Origin of the sequence: Photobacterium satsumensis, from assembly GCF_050336935.1 — a bacterium.
Taxonomy (GTDB): Bacteria; Pseudomonadota; Gammaproteobacteria; order Enterobacterales; family Vibrionaceae; genus Photobacterium; species Photobacterium satsumensis.
The window spans coordinates 83759-101676 of sequence record NZ_JAKJSK010000010.1; the positions used below are offsets into that span (position 1 = coordinate 83759).

Sequence of the window (17918 nt, forward strand, 5' to 3'; positions counted from 1 at the left end):
TGTTGAGGAATAGCTAATGGAAGCGTTAGGCATTATTGAAACCAAAGGACTGACTGCATTGATTGAAGCATCTGATGCGATGGTTAAGGCCGCTCGCGTGCAGTTGGTGGGGTACAAGCAAATTGGGTCAGGCATTGTTTCAGCGATGGTACGCGGTGATGTGGCGGCTTGCAAAGCGGCAACCGATGCCGGTGCTGCAGCCGCTCAACGTCTTGGCGAAGTGGTCGCAGTACATGTGATCCCTCGTCCGCACGGCGACTTGGAAGCGATCTTCCCAATCACCACGGAAGTAGAAGAAAAAAAAGCACCAGCAACTAAATCACGCACTGAAAGCAAATAATCCAAGGAGCAGTTAAATGGACGCATTAGGAATTCTAGAAACCAAAGGGTTGACCGCACTTATCGAAGCATCGGATGCGATGGTCAAGGCTGCACGCGTGGAGCTTGTTGGCTATCAGCAAATAGGCTCTGGTTATGTTACTGCATTGATCCGTGGTGACGTGGCATCGTGCAAGGCGGCAACAGATGCGGGCTCAGTTGTGGCCCAACGTTTGGGTGAGTTAGTAGCGGTCCACGTGATCCCTCGTCCTCATCAAGATCTTGAAAAAGTATTTCCGATCACGGTGAAGTAATGGTTTTCCCTTGGCATGTGCTGAGGGGAGCCGCAGCATGAGGAGTTCGTATGCGCATCGCGAAAGTTATAGGCCATGTTATTGCCACCGTCCGCAGTCAACACATGCGGATGGATAAGCTCTGTTTGGTGGAGTTTGTCGATAAGCAAGGTAACGGCATGGGTGAGATCCATATTGCAATGGATCAGCTTGGTGCGGGCGAGGACGAGTGGGTGATGGTGGTCTCGGGCAGTTCGGCCCGGGCAGCTTACGGTGATTTGCAAACCGGCTCACCTGTCGATCTTTGCGTGGTGGGGATCATTGATGAAGTCACCGCGTCACGCGAACAGCTTTATCGGAAAATTTAACCTGTTGCATGGAGTAGATTCATTATGGATCAGCAGCAAATAGAAGAAATTGTCAGACGTGTTGTCATGCAACTCGATATGACTCAAAACGGCACGTCTTCTGATTGCGGGGCCGGTGATTACGGTATCTATCCAACGCTGGATGGTGCCGTTGCCGCCGCGAAACAGGCTCAGAAACAAATTCACTCGCTGGCTTTGCGTGACGAGATGATCCTAGCTATTCGCAGAATGGCTAAAAAGCACGCCAAAGAGCTGTCTACCATGGCGGTAGAAGAAACGGGTTTTGGCCGTGTTGAAGACAAAATTGCCAAGCATCTGCTGGTTGCCCAGCGTACCCCGGGGACCGAAATTTTAGCCCCGCAGGCGGTATCCGGCGATGCGGGAATGAGCTTGATGGAAAATGCCCCATGGGGCGTCATTGCTTCCGTCACTCCGAGTACCAACCCGTCCTGTACGGTGATCAATAATGCGATCAGCATGATTGCTGCGGGCAATGCGGTTGTATTCGCACCGCATCCAGCAGCCAAGAAGGTGTCGCAGTACGCAATCCAACTGGTAAACAAAGCCAGTGAAAGTGTCGGTGGCCCGGCCAATATCTGTACTACGGTGGCGACGCCGTCGCTGGAAAATGCCCAAGCCCTGTTCTGCTATCCGGGGATCGGCCTGTTGGTGGTTACTGGTGGTGATGCCGTTGTCGATGCGGCGCGCAAAGTCACCGATAAACGTCTTATTGCTGCCGGTCCGGGTAACCCGCCGGTGGTAGTGGATGAAACGGCTGATCTGCAACGTGCTGCAATTTCTATCGTGCAGGGGGCCTCATTCGATAACAACATCGTTTGTGCCACAGAGAAAGAAATCATTGCGGTTGCATCGATTGCCGACGAGCTGAAAGCCTGTATGTGCCAGCATGGCGCGTTTGAGTTAAGTCCAGCGCAAGCTGAGTCAGTTGCCCGTATCGTGCTCAAAGGGTATCCCGGGGAGCATCCTTCAGCCGATCCTAAATGGGTTGGACGAGATGCGGCCAAGATTGCCGCTGCTGCTGATATTCAAGTGCCTGCTGATACTCGCCTGTTGGTATTTGATGCGGATAAAGATCATGTCTTTGCCACGACTGAACAAATGATGCCAATTATTCCATTGATCAGGGCCCAGCATGTCGATCAGGCCATTGATTGGGCGGTGGAGCTTGAAAACGGTAATCGACATACCGCGGCGATTCATTCGAAAAATATCGATGTGCTCACCCGCATGGCCTTTGAAATGGACTGTAGTTTATTGGCCAAAAATGGACCTGCGATTGCGGCAATAGGCGCTGGTGGTGAAGGCTGGACAACCATGACGATTTCGACCCCAACCGGGGAAGGGGTGACGAATGCGTTGACTTTCACTCGCAAGCGCCGTTGTACCGCTGTTGATGCGTTCAGGATCGTATAGCTATGACTAGTTTGCTCGAACATGTTAACCAACACCTATTGCTCATTGACGAACTGGTCAATGATGAGTCGCCGGTGTCTGCACCAGACCAGTGGCATGTCGGTATCGACTTAGGGACGGCGGATATCCAGACCGTTGTGATCGATGGTCGCGGCCTACCTGTCGCCGCTTTTCTTGATTGGGCCGATGTGGTCCGGGACGGGGTGGTTGTGGATTATGTCGGTGCTTGCCGGATTGTGCGGGAGCAGTTACGAAAGGTTGAGCAGAAGCTTGGTGTCTCTGTCGAGCATGCAATCACTTCATACCCGCCGGGGACTGATCCACGGATCTCTATCAACGTGGTGGAGTCTGCCGGGGTGGTGGTGAGCCATGTGATTGATGAGCCAAGCAGTGTTGCAGAGCTGCTGCAAATCCAAGAGGGGGCGGTGATTGATGTCGGTGGCGGTACCACGGGTACTGCTATTATCGCCAATGGTGAGTTGGTCACCTCGCTTGACGAACCGTCGGGTGGCCGCCATGTCAGCTTGACGATTGCCGGCGGGCTAGGGGTTGAAGTGGATGAAGCTGAGCAATACAAGCGACGTAGCCATGAAGACCCACTCGTTGCCACTATGGCAAAGCCGGTCATTGAAAAGATGGCAGACATTGTGAGTGAGCATTTGACTGGCCATCAGCCGACCGCGATGTATTTGACTGGTGGTGGCACCTTGATTGCGGGCTTTAGTGATATTTTCCGTAAGGCATTCCCAACAATCAATGTGGTTGAGTTTTCACGTGCCCTGTACCTGACGCCACTTGCCATTGCGAGCTATGGCTTGATGTTGGAAGGTAAGGAGTAAGCTATGAGCGTGTCACAAGCCGATGTTGCCGCGATTGTTCAACAGACCCTAACTCAATATCGTCCCCACCGTGGTTTTACATTCCGCTCACCTGCCGTCACGGTGACGGGTGGCTACTGCGTCAACCAATTAGGGGATGTGCTTAAAGAGCTTGGTGCGTCAAACGTTCTGCTGGTAGCCGACAAGCAGGTGTACCAGCTTGGCCTAACGGCAGGCTGTGAGACGGCAATTAAACTCTCCGGACTTTCCCTTACGCTGTTTACCGATATTGCCGGCGAGCCGGATAGTGATTGCCTGAAGGTGGGGAGCGACACCCTCAAGGCTTGCGGTGCCGATTTTGTGCTAGGTGTTGGTGGTGGTTCAGCTTTGGACGCCGCTAAAGCCATTGCCGTTATTGGTGATTACCAAGGAAAACTGACTGACTTTAAAGTGGGCGGAATAGCATCACGGCGGGTCGGCCTGGGCGCGATCCCGACCACGGCAGGAACGGGCTCTGAAGTCACCGATATTACCGTGATTAAAGATTTGGCGTTAGGTATCAAGGTGCCGGTCAAAGGTCCAGCCTTAGTACCTGATATGGCCCTTATCGATCCTGCCTTGATGCTGGGGGTACCTGCTGAGATCACCGCTGCGACGGGTATCGATGCGCTTACCCATGCCATTGAGGCTTATATTTCTCGCTATTCTAATCCGCTATCAAAGGCGTATGCCTATCACGCGATTGAAGCCATAAGCAAAGCACTACCGGTAGCCGCAGGCTATGGCCAAGACATTGATAAGCGGTATGACATGGCAGTTGCAGCCTATAAAGCAGGCTTGGCATTCAGTAATGCCGGGTTGGGGCTAACCCACGCTATCTCTCATCAGATTGGTGCCCGATACCATCTTGCCCACGGTGTCGCTAATGCCATCTTGCTACCGTATGTAATGGCTTTTAATGCCCTTAGCTGTGAAGCCGAGTTAGCCGAAGTGGCCAATGCACTGGGTGTGGGGCGTGATTCTATGACACCGCGTGAACGTTGTAGGGCCGCAGTATTGGCGGTTCGCCAGTTAGTCATGGATTTGGGGCTGCCGACCTCACTTGCCGACGTTGATATTGCTAAGCGGGATATTCCTTTGCTGGCGGAACAGGCGATGAAAGACATCTGCCTGCAGGGCAACCCAAGAGATGTGAGGCCTGAGCAGATCTCAGGATTATTGCAGCAAGTTATTACCGGTACTTTGCCGGAAGGATATTGCTGATGGATAGAAAGGTTATCCATAGTGTCGGGATCGACATTGGTACAACGACCACCCAAGTGATTTTTTCTAACCTGACGGTGGTTAACCGTGCACCTGCTTCTCAGGTTCCGGTCTATGAATTTATCGAGCGTGACATCGTATATCAGAGCCCGGTTACTTTCACACCGATTAATCATCAGGGCACGATTGATGCGCTTGGGCTACAGCAATTTATAGAGCAGCAGATCGAACTTGCTGGCTTAGACTCCGGCGGTAAAGCAGGGGAAGGGGTGGAAACCGGCGCGATTATTATTACCGGAGAAACGGCAAAAGCGCATAACGCCCGTGATGCCATCATGGATTTGTCACAACGGCTAGGCGATTTTGTGGTTGCGACCGCTGGACCCAATCTTGAATCGGTTATTGCTGGCCGTGGCAGTGGTGCCCAGGAGCTTGCGCAGAACGGTCACCTTAAAGTGATGAATATCGATATTGGTGGTGGTACCTCCAATTATGTGGTGTTTGACTGTGGTCGGGTTGTCGAGACTGCTTGCCTCAATATTGGCGGCCGTTTGGTGGAGCTTAACGACAGCGGTGAAGTGGTGTATGTCCATAAACCGGCTGTGGTCGTGATGCAGGATCTGTTTGGGGAAACCTTGCACCCACGCCAGATCACGGCAGATCATCTTAAGCGAATGGTTGATCGTATGGCTGATCTGATTGTTGAAGTCATGGAGGGGCAGCTATCACCACTGGCCGTCCAACTGCTGCAAACATCGGGTTTATCAGAGCACAAGGATCTTGATGCTGTTTTCTTGAGTGGTGGCGTTGGAGAGTGTTACTACCATGCGGATAACCCCGCACACATAGGCAACTTTGGTGATATTGGGCCTCAACTTGCACTTTCATTGCTGCGTCATGGCCGGTTGGCCCATTATCCGGTTCGCCGCCCAAATCAGACATTACGTGCCACGGTGATTGGTGCCGGGGCCTATTCACTAACGCTATCGGGCTCAACCATTTGGCTCAATTCAGCCGAGTTGCCACTTAAAAATATTCCAGTGGTACACCCAGCTGTGGACTGGCAACAGCCGCAGCCTGAAATAAGCGAACAAATTGTGATTGCTGCCGAGCGAATGGATCTTGCCATTGGCTGTGACCGCTACGCGATTGCCCTCGACCGTGGAATGCCAATCCGTTACCAGACCGTGCAGCATGTGGCGGCTGAACTAGCCCGGTTCTACCAGCAGCACGGTAACCATCAGGATCCGGCATTTGTCATTGTACATAACGATATCGGTAAAGCACTGGGGATGGAACTACAGCCTCAGCTGTATCCGCTGCCTGTCACTGTCATTGATGAAGTGATCACCCATGAGGGTGACTATATCGATATTGGAAACAGTTACTTCGGCGGGGAGATTGTGCCATTAACTGTGAAATCTCTCGCCTTCCCGTCTTAAAAGGAGTTGTTACATGAAGTTAAAAACCCACCTGTTTGGTCAAACTTACCAATTCAGGGATGTGAAAGATGTACTTGCTAAAGCGTCAGATCTTCGCTCGGGCGATATTTTGGCGGGCGTTGCGGCGCAAACGGCGCAAGAGCGAGTCGCGGCTAAACATGTGCTGTCGGAAATGACTTTGAAGGATTTGCGTGAAAATCCGGTTGTCAGCTACGAAACCGATTTGATCACCCGGATTAATCAAGACAGCTTGAATCGCACCATGTTCGAGAAAATTCAGAACTGGACGGTGAGTGAGCTGCGTGAGTACGTACTCAGTGATGTCAGCAACGAAGACATGCAACGCCTACGCAAAGGCTTAACCGCAGAAATGGTGTCTGCCGTTGGTAAGCTGTGCTCGAACGGTGACTTGATGTATGGCGCCAGTCAGATGCCGGTGATCACCAAGGCCAATGCGACAGTCGGTTTGCCTGGGCACTTTAGCTGTCGCCTGCAGCCAAATGATACCCGTGATAACGTCAATTCGATTCTGGCCCAAACCTATGAAGGTTTAACCTATGGTTGTGGCGATGCCGTGATTGGCATCAACCCAGTCACAGATAGCGTCGAAAACACCACCCAGATGCTAAATGCAATTCAAGATGTGATCACCAAGTGGAATATTCCTACCCAGCCCTGTGTCTTGGCGCACATAACCACTCAGATGGAAGCGGTTCGCCGGGGAGCGCCTGGGGGCTTGTTATTCCAAAGTATTGCAGGCTCAGAAAAAGGACTGGCGGAATTTGGTGTGAGTGTCGACATGCTCGACGAAGCCTATGAAGTTGGTAAGCAGTACTGCAACCTAGCTGGCGAGAACATGATGTATTTCGAAACCGGACAGGGATCTGAACTCTCTGCCGATGCCCACCATGGTGCCGATCAGATGACGATGGAAGCGCGATGCTACGCATTGGCACAACGCTATAACCCTCACTTGGTGAATACCGTTGTTGGCTTTATTGGTCCTGAGTACCTCTACAACCACCAACAAATTATCCGTGCCGGGTTGGAAGATCACTTCATGGGTAAACTGTCGGGAATACCGATGGGATGTGATGCGTGTTACACCAACCACGCCGATACAGATCAGAACTCAAACGAAAACCTAGTGACTCTTCTGGCTGCTGCTGGGGTTAACTTTGTGATTGGTATGCCGCTTGGTGACGACATCATGCTGAACTACCAAACCACCTCGTTCCATGATACCGCCACTGTTCGACAGCTATTGAAATTGCGTCCGGCACCGGAGTTTGAAGCGTGGATGGAAACCATGGGCTTTATGGAAAATGGCCGGTTAACCCGCAAGGCGGGCGACCCATCAGTTTTCTTCAAATAAGGGGTAGCTAGGAATGAACGAACAGAAGATTCAGGATATTGTCGCCACCGTACTTGCGCAGCTAGGTGAAAAAGATGTCAGTCCGGCAACGGTCACCAAGGTGGTTGATGCACAAGTCACACAGAGTAAAAACAGCACGGAATCGTTACCCGATTTGGGGGATAAATGCTTTAAGAAATGGAACGGCATTAGTGAGGCTGCTGATAGCAAAGTCATCGATGACTTGATGTCGCAGACGGATGCTCGGGTGGGGACTGGACGCACAGGCCCACGTCCAAGAACAACCGCTTTGCTGCGATTTTTGGCCGATCACTCACGTTCGAAAGATACGGTTATTAAGAATGTCGAATCGTCATGGCTGCAAGAGCGCAACCTGATGGAAGTGCAGTCTTGCGCAGCTGATAAAGATGTATACCTAACTCGCCCGGATCTTGGCCGCAAACTCAATGATGATGCCAAGATGCTGATTCGTGATAACTGCAAAAAAGCGCCACAGGTACAGGTTGTGCTGTCTGATGGGTTAAGTTTGGATGCCGTAACTGTCAACCATGATGAAATCCTTCCACCACTGATCAACGGTTTGAAAAATGCCGGACTGGATGTCGGTACGCCTTTCTTCCTGCGTTACGGCAGGGTAAAAGCACAAGATGAAATTGGCATGCTGCTAGATGCTGAAGTCAACCTGCTGCTGATTGGAGAGCGTCCGGGGCTAGGTCAGTCAGAGTCATTAAGCTGTTATGCGATCTACAAGCCAACAGAAAAAACAGTCGAGTCAGATCGCACCGTAATATCAAATATTCACGCAGGGGGAACACCACCGGTGGAAGCGGCAGCAGTAATCGTTGATTTGGTCAAAACCATGCTGGCGCAGAAAGCCAGTGGCATTAACTTGAAGCGCTAAGAAGGAACGAAGCATGGCAATTTTAGACAAAATTCAACCATCAGTATTGGCGACCCGTGTGATTGCCTCGGTCGATCCGGTTTACAAGGAAAAAATGGGGCTTCAGCCCCATCACAATAGCATAGGTATTATCACGTCTGATTGTGATGATGTGACCTATTGCGCTTTGGACGAAGCAACGAAAGCGGCAAACGTGGATGTGGTTTATGCTCGTTCCTTTTATGCCGGTGCTGCGCACTCATCCGGCCCGACTTCGGGTGAAGTGATCGGTATTTTGGCTGGTGGATGCCCGGCTGATGTCATTGCTGGCTTGGAACGAGCCAAAGCGTTTATCGAAGACGAGGCTGCTTTCCAGTGCGCTGATGAAAATGGTGATATCGCCTTTTTTGCCCACTTGGTTTCATCAACAGGCAGCTATTTATCCGCTGAAGCTGGGGTAGAGCAGGGTGAAGCATTAGCCTACTTGATTGCTCCTCCGTTAGAAGCAATGTACGCCCTGGATGCAGCTTTGAAAGCGGCTGACGTTAAGTTGGTGAACTTATTTGCGCCACCGTCTGAAACTAACTTTGGTGGCGGCCATTTAGCCGGTTCACAAGCGGCGTGCCGCGCTGCGTGTGATGCGTTTGAGGCTGCCGTGCTTGATGTCGCTCGAAACCCAATAGCTAACTAGTCGAGGTAGATGTGGAACCGTTATTGAACCTAGTTCAGCAAGGCGGAGTCGTTGGTGCGGGGGGCGCAGGCTTCCCGACCTACGTCAAACTTGATTGCCAAGTTGAGCTGGTGTTGGCCAACGGCGCTGAATGTGAGCCATTGCTGTATAAAGATCAGGTCTTGATGCAGCAGTGGGGACATGAGCTGTGTGGCGGGATGTTACTGGCCATGAAGCAGGTAGGTGCGGCGCGCGGGATCATTGGCATTAAAAAGAAAAATGCCGATACCATCGCGATACTGACCTCCTTATTGCCGGCCAATATCGAATTGCTGCTGATGGATGATGTGTATCCTGCCGGTGATGAAGTTGAACTGGTTTTCCATGCAACGGGTAAACGTATTCCTGCTGGTGGGCTACCGAAAGATATCGGGGTGATGGTTAATAACATTGAATCCTTTATCAATGTTTTCCGTGCCGCAAACGGCCAGCCTGTGACAGAAACAATGATCTCCGTTCACGGTGAAGTCCCCTCGCCGTACTCGGCGTGGTTACCCATTGGCATGACTTACCGTGAGGCTATTGCACTTGCGGGGGGGATGACCCGCGAGGATTGTGTCGTTGTTGAAGGTGGCCCGATGATGGGCTCGATAACGGCCGATTTGGATAAGCCGATAACAAAAGTTTCCAGTGGTTTACTGGTGTTGCCTAAAAGCTCACGGATAGCACGGATCAAGTTGCGCAGCGAAGCTGATCTTCGACGGATAGGTAAAGCAGCGTGCGATCAATGCAGCATGTGTACTTCCATGTGTCCCCGGAATTTGCTGGGCTATCCCATTCAGCCACATCTGGCGATGCGTTCGCTTCAGGTTTCAGGCAGCAATAACCAGAGCTTTGCCTTAGCAGCGCAAGCCTGCTGCGAATGTAACCTTTGTACGATGTGGTCGTGCCCCGAGGGGCTGGATCCGAGTCGGGTATGTGCCACTACCAAGCGGGCACTACGTGAGCAGCAGCAATGGCAATCACCAGCAGAGCTACAAGCCAAAACGACGGATGTGCATCCATTGCGGGAATACCGAGGCGTGCCGACTAAAAGGCTCGCTCGTCGCTTGGAGTTAAGCCAGTACATGGAAACAAAAGCCGCTTACCGATCAAGTGATTATGTTCCGGAAGCGGTTTCAATTCCGTTGGCGCAGCATATAGGGCTACCTGCACAAGCCATTGTTAAAGAAGGTGAAACGGTAGTTAAAGGGCAGATGATCGGCCAACCCGCAGAAGGCGGGCTCAGTACCGCTGTACATGCCAGTATCTCGGGCGTTGTTGCTTCAGTAAGTGATTCTGTCGTCATTAAGCATCAGGTAGCCACAGAAGAGGTGGCTTAATGCAATTAGAAATTGATTGGAAAAATAAATGGTAAATGCAATTGGCTGTATTGAACTCAACTCTATTGCTCGGGGCTACTTGGTTGCAGATGCCATGCTAAAAGCGGCCAATGTCGAGATTTTATTTAACCGTACGATTTGTCCTGGCAAGTTTATGGTTATGGTGAGTGGGGATGTGGCTGCGATTAATGCGGCTGTTGAAACAGGATTACGGGTTGGCGGTGGTGAGGTGGTCGATGATCTGATCATTGCCAATGTTCACCCTGATGTGTTTCCGGCCATTGCGGGTACCCGCGTTGTCGAACATACCTCAGCGTTAGGTATTGTTGAAACATTTTCTGTTGCGGCGATTGTTGAAGCGGCCGATGCGGCAGTCAAGGCTGCAAATATTGAACTGCTAGAAGTCCATATGGCAATGGCTATCGGCGGTAAAGGTTTTGTCACCCTGACTGGTGATGTGGCTGCCGTACAAGCGGCGGTAGAGGCCGCTGCCGACCGAATTAGGGATAAAGGCGTGTTGGTCGACAAGGTGGTGATTGCGCAGCCACGTAAGGAGATCCTAGAAGGAAAAATTTAACCAGCAATAGCGCCTATCAAGACGGTATTTCACCCGAGTCAGGCGATTTAATACGTTCCATTTTTTAGCCGTATGCAGTTGCATAGGGCGGGCTTCTTACACCTTTAAAAAAGTAGCCAGCACTTGTAACTGATGAAAATCATTATTTGGGAAAGGAAGGTACATCATGAATGACATTATTTTATACATTATGGTGGGCTTTATGGTGCTGGGTGCGGTAGATAAAGTACTCGGCAACCGTTGGGGCTACGGACAGCAATTTGATGAAGGCTTCATGGCAATGGGGGCTCTAGCATTAGCGATGGTCGGGGTCGTGAGTTTAGCCCCGGTTCTAGCCAACCTGCTAAGTCCCGTTGTAGTGCCGCTTTACACCGCTCTGGGGGCCGACCCTGCGATGTTCGCCGGTACACTATTGGCTAACGATATGGGGGGCTACCCACTGGCGCAAAGTATGGCTGAAACCGAAGCTGCTGGCTTGTTTTCAGGCTTAATTCTTGGTGCCATGATGGGGCCGACATTGGTATTTACCATTCCGGTTGCTTTGGGGATCATTCAGAAAGAAGACACTAAGTACCTTGCCCGTGGTGTGTTAATCGGTATGACTACCATTCCAGTCGGTTGTTTTGTGGGTGGCTTGGTAGCAGGCTTTGATATGGGGATGATCCTCGGCAATTTAGTTCCGATTGTCATTGTGGCCGGTTTGATTGCCGTAGGTCTATGGCTCAAGCCAGAAGCAATGATCCGTGGTTTTGAAGTGTTTGGTAAAGGGGTGATTGCTGTTATTACTATTGCACTGGCTGCGATCGTGGTTGAAACATTAACAGGGGTCGTACTGATCCCGGGTATGGCTCCGATTTCCGACGGTATCGAAATTGTTGGTGCTATCGCCATTGTATTGGCCGGTGCTTTCCCGATGGTACACTTTATTACTAAGCACCTAAACAAACCGTTGATCAAACTCGGTAGTTCGATGGGGATGGGAGAAACGGCTGCTGCAGGGCTCGTGGCGACAATGGCTAACAACATCGCGATGTTTAATATTTTCAAAGATATGGATAACCGCGGTAAGGTCATCAATGTTGCCTTTGCGGTGTGTGGTTCGTTTGTTTTTGGTGATCACCTTGGTTTCACCGCGGCGGTAAATAGCGACATGATTTCGGCTGTAGTAGCGGGCAAATTAGTCGGTGGTTTAAGTGCTTTAGTACTTGCGGTATACGTGACACGTAACATGACTGATGAACCGGACATGATTCCAGCCAACCAGTCTTAGCATTTCGAGTTGTAAATGTGCTTAAGGGGCAGCAGAGATGCTGTCCCTTTTCTTATTTGGTCAATTTGCCTTCTATAATTATCTCGACAGGAACGCTGCTTTATCACTGCTAACTTGATGCAGTTGAAGGTATTCAAGGAGAAGTTATGGCGATTAATTATTTAAAGCAGGAACCACTAGGGCCAGACAATCAAGCCGATCAGAAATCAATGAGTATGCACGAAGGTATCGCCAATTGGTGTGATACTTGTGTCTGTGAGGCGGAGCCTTACTGGGTCGAAGTCGCAGAAGAGATGGGTATCAACATGAGCGACTACGAGGATGGTCATTGAAAAATACCGCAGCGAGAGGCTGCGGTATTATAACGCGGGGCAGATAATTTACGGCTTACTGAAGAGATTCAAGTAGGGTGTTGAGCTCTTTCATCAAGGTTTCAGTTTCAGGGTTGCTGGTTTTCATTGCGGCAAAGGTATCTGCCTGAAGTTTTTCCTGCATCGCCATCAAGGTTTCGTCAGCAAGAATACTCTCGCGTTGTTCTGCCAGTTGACGCTTGGCAGCGGCAAACTCTTTGATCAATGTTTCACGTTCTTCTTCACTGGTTTCAGCATTGCGAACCTTGTTCTGAATATCTTGTGCTTTGCTGATGAACTCGTCAGGGTTATAGCCAACTTCTTTGGCTTTTTCTTTATATGCCGCTTCGAATGCTTTCGCTTGTTCAACTAGCTCTGGATTAGCTTGTAGTGTTTGTTGACGGATACTCGTCAAGTCGCGCTGGATCGCATTGATACGATGGGTGACTTCCTTCTGGTTCGCAACAGTATCTGTTGCAGCATCACTGGCCTTGGATGCAGGGCTGAAGGCGAATAAAGTCACCAGCATCAAAGGTAGGGCATATTTCATTAGGTTTAATACTGAATTCGGTTGTTGCTGGGTACGCGTTTTGCTGTTTTGCATAAATTAACCTTTATTGGTGGTTATCATCGCTATGACTGCAATGTATAAAAGCGCTTAATGCGGAATGTCAGTATTGTGTCATGTATGCTGGATGGAGACTGAACAAGCAGAAAGATGCCTTTGCTGCTGGGCTTGTTATAAAGTTAACCGCACAAAAAAGCCGGCAATCCATGTGCCGGCAATAAACTGAGATAGTGATGTTGGTTGCTGGCTGATGCCAGTCAGGGTTATTGTTCTTCGCCTTTTAGGAACTGGGTATCCAAATGGCAGAAAGCGATGAGAACCTCAGCAGCAGCGGCGTAGAAGCCGAACTGATCGCGTTGCTTAGCTTCTGCACTAAATGCAGGCAGCCAATTAAGCAGCATGGTATTGATAAAGTCGAGCTGAGCTTGCATTACCGGCTCGGCTTGCTCTTCTGAACCTTGCTGGTTGGCCATGATGATTAGGTTGCCCATGAAATCGAGTTCGACAGCAAGGTGATCAGCTGGCTCATTGAACTCTTTGCGCTGGGCAATGCCGTATTCTTCCATCAGCTTGTTCATGTCTTGTGCAGGCTTGTCGTTCATCAGGCCGCTTTCACCAACATACATAGAAGCATATGGCAGGGCCCCCGATTTTGGCGTGCTAAGGAACAGGCCACAGAAATCAGCAGCAAGCTCAAGCTGGGCATCTTCACGGCTTTCTAAGCGCTTTAGGGCATTGCGAAAGGCTTCTACCGGCTGCTTAAGCTCTGGGGTCATGGCCAAGCCTGACAAGAAAGTGACCATTTCGCCACCACGGTACTGTTCGATGTCCTGCTCTGTTAACTCTCGAGCGAAAAGGGAAGACATCCACCAATAAATCTCTGCGCGCTGTTCGTTGAAAGCTATAAACTCTTTCATGATCACTCCAAATCAAGGCATACGACTAATTGTTTAAATCGTATAGAAAACATATTCAGATAGAATAAATGATGCATTTATTATACGTGAATAGGTTCTTTAAACACACTGTTATAACAGTAAAAAAACACTCAGAGGCCGAAGCCTCTGAGTAGGTCTGTTTACCTTCCAGCAATCTGAAAGGTAAACAGCCCGCGACAATAACTTATTCTAGATCCATTGCTGGGAATAGTGGGTTAATGTCAGTCACGGCAGTTGGGCCGTTAAAACCAGTAACAGCTGGAACTGTACCCGTGTACTTCTCGATCTCTACCTGTGCTGAGGCTGCTGATGTCGCCTGAGCAAGTTTCGATGAGCCGATATCCTGAGTCAGTACGTTTGGATCGCCATAAGTACAGATAGTACCTGGTTTGCCACCCTCAAGTGGGCTGTACCATGCACCTTCATGGATACGACAAACGCCAGACATGTAGTCATCAGAAACAACAGCACCTGCTAGTACTTCACCACGGTCGTTGAATACGCGTACGATATCACCTGACTTGATACCACGTGCTTTTGCGTCTTCAGTACTGATATAAACCGGCTCACGGTCAGCAACCGCATACGTTGCACGGTGCTCAGTAGAAGAACATAGCTGCGAGTGCAGGCGATGTTTCGGGTGGGTACTTTGCATGTTCAGAGGGAATTTATCTGAACGCGGACCACCGTGGCTGCGCTCGGTCTTCTCGAACCACATTGGGTGACCCTGACAGTCGTCGTAGCCCATGTCGGCGATAGTCTTACAGTAGATCTCGATAAGGCCGGTTGCAGTACCTAGAGGCTCAAGATCCGGTTCTTTACGGAAAGACTCGTGACGAACCCACTCAGTACCTTCAGGGAACTCGATGAAGCCTTCTTCTTCCCAGAACTTTTTAAAGTTTGGCATACGTACGCCAAGGCCACGGCCCTGCAGGCGAGCACCGTTGTAGAACTGCTCAATCCATTCCATCTGTGATTTACCTTCGGTGAAGGCTTCTTCTCGATCGAAACGGCGACATAGGTCACGGAAGATGTCGAAATCGTCCTTCGCTTCGTACATTGGCTCTACTACTTTAGGTAGGGCAATAATACCGGCGTTGGAGTGGTTACCGTACTGCTCGATGTCGTTACGCTCGTGCGTAGTCGTCGCAGGTAGAACGATATCGGCAAAGCGACAGGTTGCTGTCCACTGGTGCTCGATAGAAACAACGGTTTCTAGCTTACGCCATACTTTGATCATCTTGTTACGATCTTGGTGGTGGTGGAACGGGTTGTTACCACAGAAGATCGCCATCTTCATCTCAGGGAAGGTAACGTCGTGACCGTTCCACTGAATAGTCTTACCAGGGTTCTCGATACAGTCTACGAAACGCGCGACTGGGATGTAAGACGAGTAGCCTTTGTATGAGCCGTTGTGGATTGGGTCAATACCTGTTACACCGCTGAAGCCAGACATCAGTGGGCCGTTTGAGGTGATAGAACCCGCGTCATTGTAGTGCCAGCCGAAACCGAAGCCACCGCCAGGTAGGCCGATCTGGCCAAGCATAGCGGCAACAACAACCAGCATCCACGCATACTGCTCACCGTGCTGCATACGTTGTAGACACCAACCACCGATGATCTGGGTACGGCCTGAAGCCATCTGACGAGCAAGCTCACGGATGGTATCAGCGTCAATGCCACAAATTTTCGCAGCCCACTCTGGTGTTTTTACAACACCGTCGCTCTCACCAAGCAGGTATGGCAAGAACTTGTTAAAGCCAGTGGTGTAGTCAGCCAAGAACTCTTTGTTGTATAGGTTCTCGGTGTATAGCGTGTGGGCAATAGCCAGCATCAAAGGAACGTCGGTTTGCGGGTTAACGCGAACTTGTTCACCACCAACTAACTTTTGGGTGTCAGAAACAACTGGGTCAATGTAGATAACTTTGATTTCGTTGTTTTTAACTTTCTCAGCTAACTGATCAAAGTAAGCGTATGGGCTGTGGTCTGGAACCAGCCAACCTACCTGCAGGTTCTTAACCGGATCAGAACCCCAGATTACAATGGTATCTGAGTGTTCAAGAACTAGCGGCCAAGATGTCTGCTGCTCGTAAACTTCCATTGCGCCAGCAACGTAAGGTAGAACAACCTGAGCAGCACCTGTTGAGTAGTCACCCATCTTACCAAGGTAAGTGCCGTGTAGGCCGATAGCACGCATCATCATGGTACCTGCTGAGTGCAGTTTACCCACTGACTGCCAGCCTGTGTGGCCTGCGTATAGTGCACTTGGGCCGTAGTTGTTTTGTACACGCTCTAGCTCGTGGTAGAAAAAGTCCAGGGCCTGAGACCAAGGCACACGTACAAAGCGGTTGTCACCACGTTGGCTTGTGTCTGATTTGTAGCCGTGCTTCAGCCAGTCAAGACGAACCATTGGGTACTTAACACGTGCAGGGTTGTATACCACTTCACGCACGCCGTTGATCATCGACGTTGGGTTTTTGTCTTTCTCGAACGGTACGGTATCTACCCAAACGCCGTTCTCAACTTTGGCACGGAATGCCCCCCAGTGAGAGCCAGAAAGCACTTCACCAGAGAAGTTAGCTTTGGTGTCTGTTGCAGCCATAGCGCTACGTGGAGCCAGTAGGCTAGTACCAACAACTGATGCAGCACTCGCTGCCACCATGCCAGAAAGGAAGCGGCGACGTGAAACGCCTTTATTTAGAATTTGAGTTGCCATTGAGCAATTCCTTTAATTTGAATTCTTTTGCATGGGAGAGGGGATTGGCTCCCCTCTCTGCGAATAGGAATTAATGAGAACCAGCGCCACCGGTATCTTTACCGTGGTTCTGAAGGTACTTCAGAAGGGTACGCTCTTCAGTTTTGCTTAGACGGTAATAAGCGCTCATGCCGTTCAGGCCTGAGATCCAACCGTTTGCAGTAAAATGGCCTGGGTCCGGGGCAGCGTGACAAGCGTTACAGGTAGCACCGTACATGTTCTCGGCGTAGTTCCAGATAGGCTGGATGTTGTCGATCATGTCTTCACTTGTGATCCAAGCTTCAACAGAAACGTGCTGCCATACGATGCTAGTCGCCGCATCAGTTTGTTCTTCGATTAGCTGCTCGGTCGCTTTAACATCGCCACGGATAGTCGCTTTGAATACACGTTTACCCATGTACTCAGTCATTACGCGGCCTTTACCTTCTTTTTCCAACCAGCCATCTACTTTCACTTTCAGCATATCGCCGTCACGCTTCAGTACTGTAACTTCAGAAGCTGGAAGTAGCTTACCGTCAGACTTGCCGCTGGTATCTGCCGTTGCGAATAGATCTTTTTCGCCTAGAGAGTAAAGGGTTTCAGCAGCTCCGCCTTGAGAGTTAGCTGTTGCTTGAAGATCTTCGAAGTCTTTCTGGAAACCGCCAGCCATGTTTGGCAGTTCGTGGGCAATACCTTTGTGGCACTCGATACAGTTCATGTCTTCAGCTGCGGCTTTGTTCATTTCGAAAGCGGCTTGGGCAGACTGTTTTGTGTGATCCATTGCATCGTAAGAGTGACAGCTCTTACAGGTTTTGGAGTTCTGGCTCTTCATGCGATCCCAAACGGCGGTTGCCAGTTCGAGACGATGTTCTTCCAGTAGCTCAGGCGTATCGATCTTCTTGGTGATGAAGTGATTGTATACGTCTTTCCAAGCGCCAAGTTTACGCTGAAGCTTACCTGGCAAATCTTTTGGCTGGTGACAGTCTACACATTCGGCACGAACACCAGAGGCATTCTTGAAGTGAATGCTTTGTTTGTACTCTTCGTAGTTCTGCTCCATGGTGTGGCAAGACGTACAGAATTCAGTTGTTGAAGCGAACTCAAAACTCTTGTGTACGGTCAAAACGCCCGCCAAGGTAATACCAATACCAACCAAGACCAGCGCAAGAATTGAATACTTGCTGCTAGGCTTAGTCAACATTTGCCAAAGTTTTTTCATAGTGGAAGATTCCAATTTA

The 17918-nt window shown here is 50.2% G+C and carries 18 protein-coding genes; 14 read left to right on the top strand and 4 right to left on the bottom strand.

Translation table 11 applies throughout. The annotated features are described in order from the left end of the window. The first annotated feature begins 16 nt into the window (after positions 1-16). The 14 genes from eutM (L4D79_RS20405) to L4D79_RS20470 all read left to right on the top strand — a co-directional run bounded on the left by eutM (L4D79_RS20405) (position 17) and on the right by L4D79_RS20470 (position 12422). A complete protein-coding gene (gene eutM, locus L4D79_RS20405) occupies positions 17-340 on the top strand; it encodes an ethanolamine utilization microcompartment protein EutM (RefSeq protein ID WP_428459338.1) in 324 nt (107 codons plus the stop codon). A gap of 16 nt (positions 341-356) precedes the next feature. Further along, positions 357-632, top strand: coding sequence for an ethanolamine utilization microcompartment protein EutM (gene eutM / locus L4D79_RS20410; protein ID WP_107348726.1), 276 nt, complete (start codon positions 357-359; stop codon positions 630-632). Positions 633-682: 50 nt separating this feature from the next. Next, entirely contained in the window at positions 683-979 is a 297-nt protein-coding gene (locus L4D79_RS20415) for a EutN/CcmL family microcompartment protein (protein WP_428459337.1), read from the top strand. 24 nt (positions 980-1003) lie between these two features. Beyond that, positions 1004-2413 (top strand): aldehyde dehydrogenase family protein, encoded by a 1410-nt coding sequence (locus L4D79_RS20420; protein WP_428653783.1) that lies wholly within the window; start codon positions 1004-1006, stop codon positions 2411-2413. A gap of 2 nt (positions 2414-2415) precedes the next feature. Beyond that, a complete protein-coding gene (gene eutJ / locus L4D79_RS20425) occupies positions 2416-3252 on the top strand; it encodes an ethanolamine utilization protein EutJ (protein ID WP_428653784.1) in 837 nt (278 codons plus the stop codon). Positions 3253-3255: 3 nt separating this feature from the next. Then, positions 3256-4494: an iron-containing alcohol dehydrogenase gene (locus tag L4D79_RS20430; protein ID WP_428653786.1), complete on the top strand. Its 1239-nt coding sequence runs from the start codon at positions 3256-3258 to the stop codon at positions 4492-4494. Beyond that, the gene (locus L4D79_RS20435) at positions 4494-5936 is read left to right on the top strand and encodes an ethanolamine ammonia-lyase reactivating factor EutA (protein ID WP_428653788.1); all 1443 of its coding nucleotides are present in this window, start codon (positions 4494-4496) and stop codon (positions 5934-5936) included. Before L4D79_RS20430 ends, L4D79_RS20435 begins: the two co-directional genes overlap by 1 nt. Positions 5937-5949: 13 nt before the next feature. Continuing rightward, the gene (locus L4D79_RS20440; RefSeq protein WP_428653790.1) at positions 5950-7311 is read left to right on the top strand and encodes an ethanolamine ammonia-lyase subunit EutB; all 1362 of its coding nucleotides are present in this window, start codon (positions 5950-5952) and stop codon (positions 7309-7311) included. Between the two features lie 13 nt (positions 7312-7324). After that, on the top strand, positions 7325-8212 hold the full coding sequence (gene eutC / locus L4D79_RS20445) for an ethanolamine ammonia-lyase subunit EutC (RefSeq protein WP_428653791.1): 888 nt from the start codon (positions 7325-7327) through the stop codon (positions 8210-8212). A gap of 13 nt (positions 8213-8225) precedes the next feature. Continuing rightward, on the top strand, positions 8226-8882 hold the full coding sequence (gene eutL / locus L4D79_RS20450; RefSeq protein ID WP_428653793.1) for an ethanolamine utilization microcompartment protein EutL: 657 nt from the start codon (positions 8226-8228) through the stop codon (positions 8880-8882). 11 nt (positions 8883-8893) lie between these two features. Next, positions 8894-10243, top strand: a complete 1350-nt coding sequence (locus L4D79_RS20455) for a 4Fe-4S dicluster domain-containing protein (protein WP_428653795.1) — start codon at positions 8894-8896, stop codon at positions 10241-10243. A gap of 28 nt (positions 10244-10271) precedes the next feature. After that, the gene (locus L4D79_RS20460) at positions 10272-10820 is read left to right on the top strand and encodes a BMC domain-containing protein (protein WP_428653797.1); all 549 of its coding nucleotides are present in this window, start codon (positions 10272-10274) and stop codon (positions 10818-10820) included. Between the two features lie 166 nt (positions 10821-10986). After that, positions 10987-12090 carry an ethanolamine utilization protein EutH gene (gene eutH, locus L4D79_RS20465; RefSeq protein ID WP_428653799.1) on the top strand — a complete coding sequence of 368 codons (1104 nt, stop codon included), beginning with the start codon at positions 10987-10989 and terminating at the stop codon, positions 12088-12090. 146 nt (positions 12091-12236) lie between these two features. Next, positions 12237-12422 (top strand): hypothetical protein, encoded by a 186-nt coding sequence (locus tag L4D79_RS20470; RefSeq protein WP_428653801.1) that lies wholly within the window; start codon positions 12237-12239, stop codon positions 12420-12422. A gap of 55 nt (positions 12423-12477) precedes the next feature. Here L4D79_RS20470 and L4D79_RS20475 read toward each other — a convergent pair whose 3' ends face one another. From L4D79_RS20475 to torC, 4 genes are all read right to left on the bottom strand, one after another. Then, a complete protein-coding gene (locus tag L4D79_RS20475; RefSeq protein WP_428653803.1) occupies positions 12478-13044 on the bottom strand; it encodes a hypothetical protein in 567 nt (188 codons plus the stop codon). A gap of 227 nt (positions 13045-13271) precedes the next feature. Then, complete coding sequence (gene torD, locus L4D79_RS20480; RefSeq protein WP_428653805.1) at positions 13272-13925, bottom strand: molecular chaperone TorD; 654 nt, start codon at positions 13923-13925, stop codon at positions 13272-13274. Between the two features lie 205 nt (positions 13926-14130). Then, positions 14131-16662 carry a trimethylamine-N-oxide reductase TorA gene (gene torA / locus L4D79_RS20485; RefSeq protein ID WP_428653807.1) on the bottom strand — a complete coding sequence of 844 codons (2532 nt, stop codon included), beginning with the start codon at positions 16660-16662 and terminating at the stop codon, positions 14131-14133. A gap of 70 nt (positions 16663-16732) precedes the next feature. After that, complete coding sequence (torC, locus tag L4D79_RS20490; protein ID WP_428653808.1) at positions 16733-17899, bottom strand: pentaheme c-type cytochrome TorC; 1167 nt, start codon at positions 17897-17899, stop codon at positions 16733-16735. Positions 17900-17918 lie beyond the last annotated feature (19 nt).

Coding starts and splice junctions, on each gene's coding strand:
- L4D79_RS20430 (WP_428653786.1), top strand. CDS start 3,256: ATGAGCGTGTCACAAGCCGATGTTGCCGCGATTGTTCAACAGACCCTA.
- L4D79_RS20460 (WP_428653797.1), top strand. CDS start 10,272: ATGGTAAATGCAATTGGCTGTATTGAACTCAACTCTATTGCTCGGGGC.
- torD (WP_428653805.1), bottom strand. CDS start 13,925: ATGAAAGAGTTTATAGCTTTCAACGAACAGCGCGCAGAGATTTATTGG.
- eutH (WP_428653799.1), top strand. CDS start 10,987: ATGAATGACATTATTTTATACATTATGGTGGGCTTTATGGTGCTGGGT.
- eutM (WP_428459338.1), top strand. CDS start 17: ATGGAAGCGTTAGGCATTATTGAAACCAAAGGACTGACTGCATTGATT.
- L4D79_RS20470 (WP_428653801.1), top strand. CDS start 12,237: ATGGCGATTAATTATTTAAAGCAGGAACCACTAGGGCCAGACAATCAA.
- eutM (WP_107348726.1), top strand. CDS start 357: ATGGACGCATTAGGAATTCTAGAAACCAAAGGGTTGACCGCACTTATC.
- eutL (WP_428653793.1), top strand. CDS start 8,226: ATGGCAATTTTAGACAAAATTCAACCATCAGTATTGGCGACCCGTGTG.
- eutC (WP_428653791.1), top strand. CDS start 7,325: ATGAACGAACAGAAGATTCAGGATATTGTCGCCACCGTACTTGCGCAG.
- L4D79_RS20420 (WP_428653783.1), top strand. CDS start 1,004: ATGGATCAGCAGCAAATAGAAGAAATTGTCAGACGTGTTGTCATGCAA.
- eutJ (WP_428653784.1), top strand. CDS start 2,416: ATGACTAGTTTGCTCGAACATGTTAACCAACACCTATTGCTCATTGAC.
- torA (WP_428653807.1), bottom strand. CDS start 16,662: ATGGCAACTCAAATTCTAAATAAAGGCGTTTCACGTCGCCGCTTCCTT.
- L4D79_RS20440 (WP_428653790.1), top strand. CDS start 5,950: ATGAAGTTAAAAACCCACCTGTTTGGTCAAACTTACCAATTCAGGGAT.
- torC (WP_428653808.1), bottom strand. CDS start 17,899: ATGAAAAAACTTTGGCAAATGTTGACTAAGCCTAGCAGCAAGTATTCA.
- L4D79_RS20475 (WP_428653803.1), bottom strand. CDS start 13,044: ATGCAAAACAGCAAAACGCGTACCCAGCAACAACCGAATTCAGTATTA.
- L4D79_RS20435 (WP_428653788.1), top strand. CDS start 4,494: ATGGATAGAAAGGTTATCCATAGTGTCGGGATCGACATTGGTACAACG.
- L4D79_RS20415 (WP_428459337.1), top strand. CDS start 683: ATGCGCATCGCGAAAGTTATAGGCCATGTTATTGCCACCGTCCGCAGT.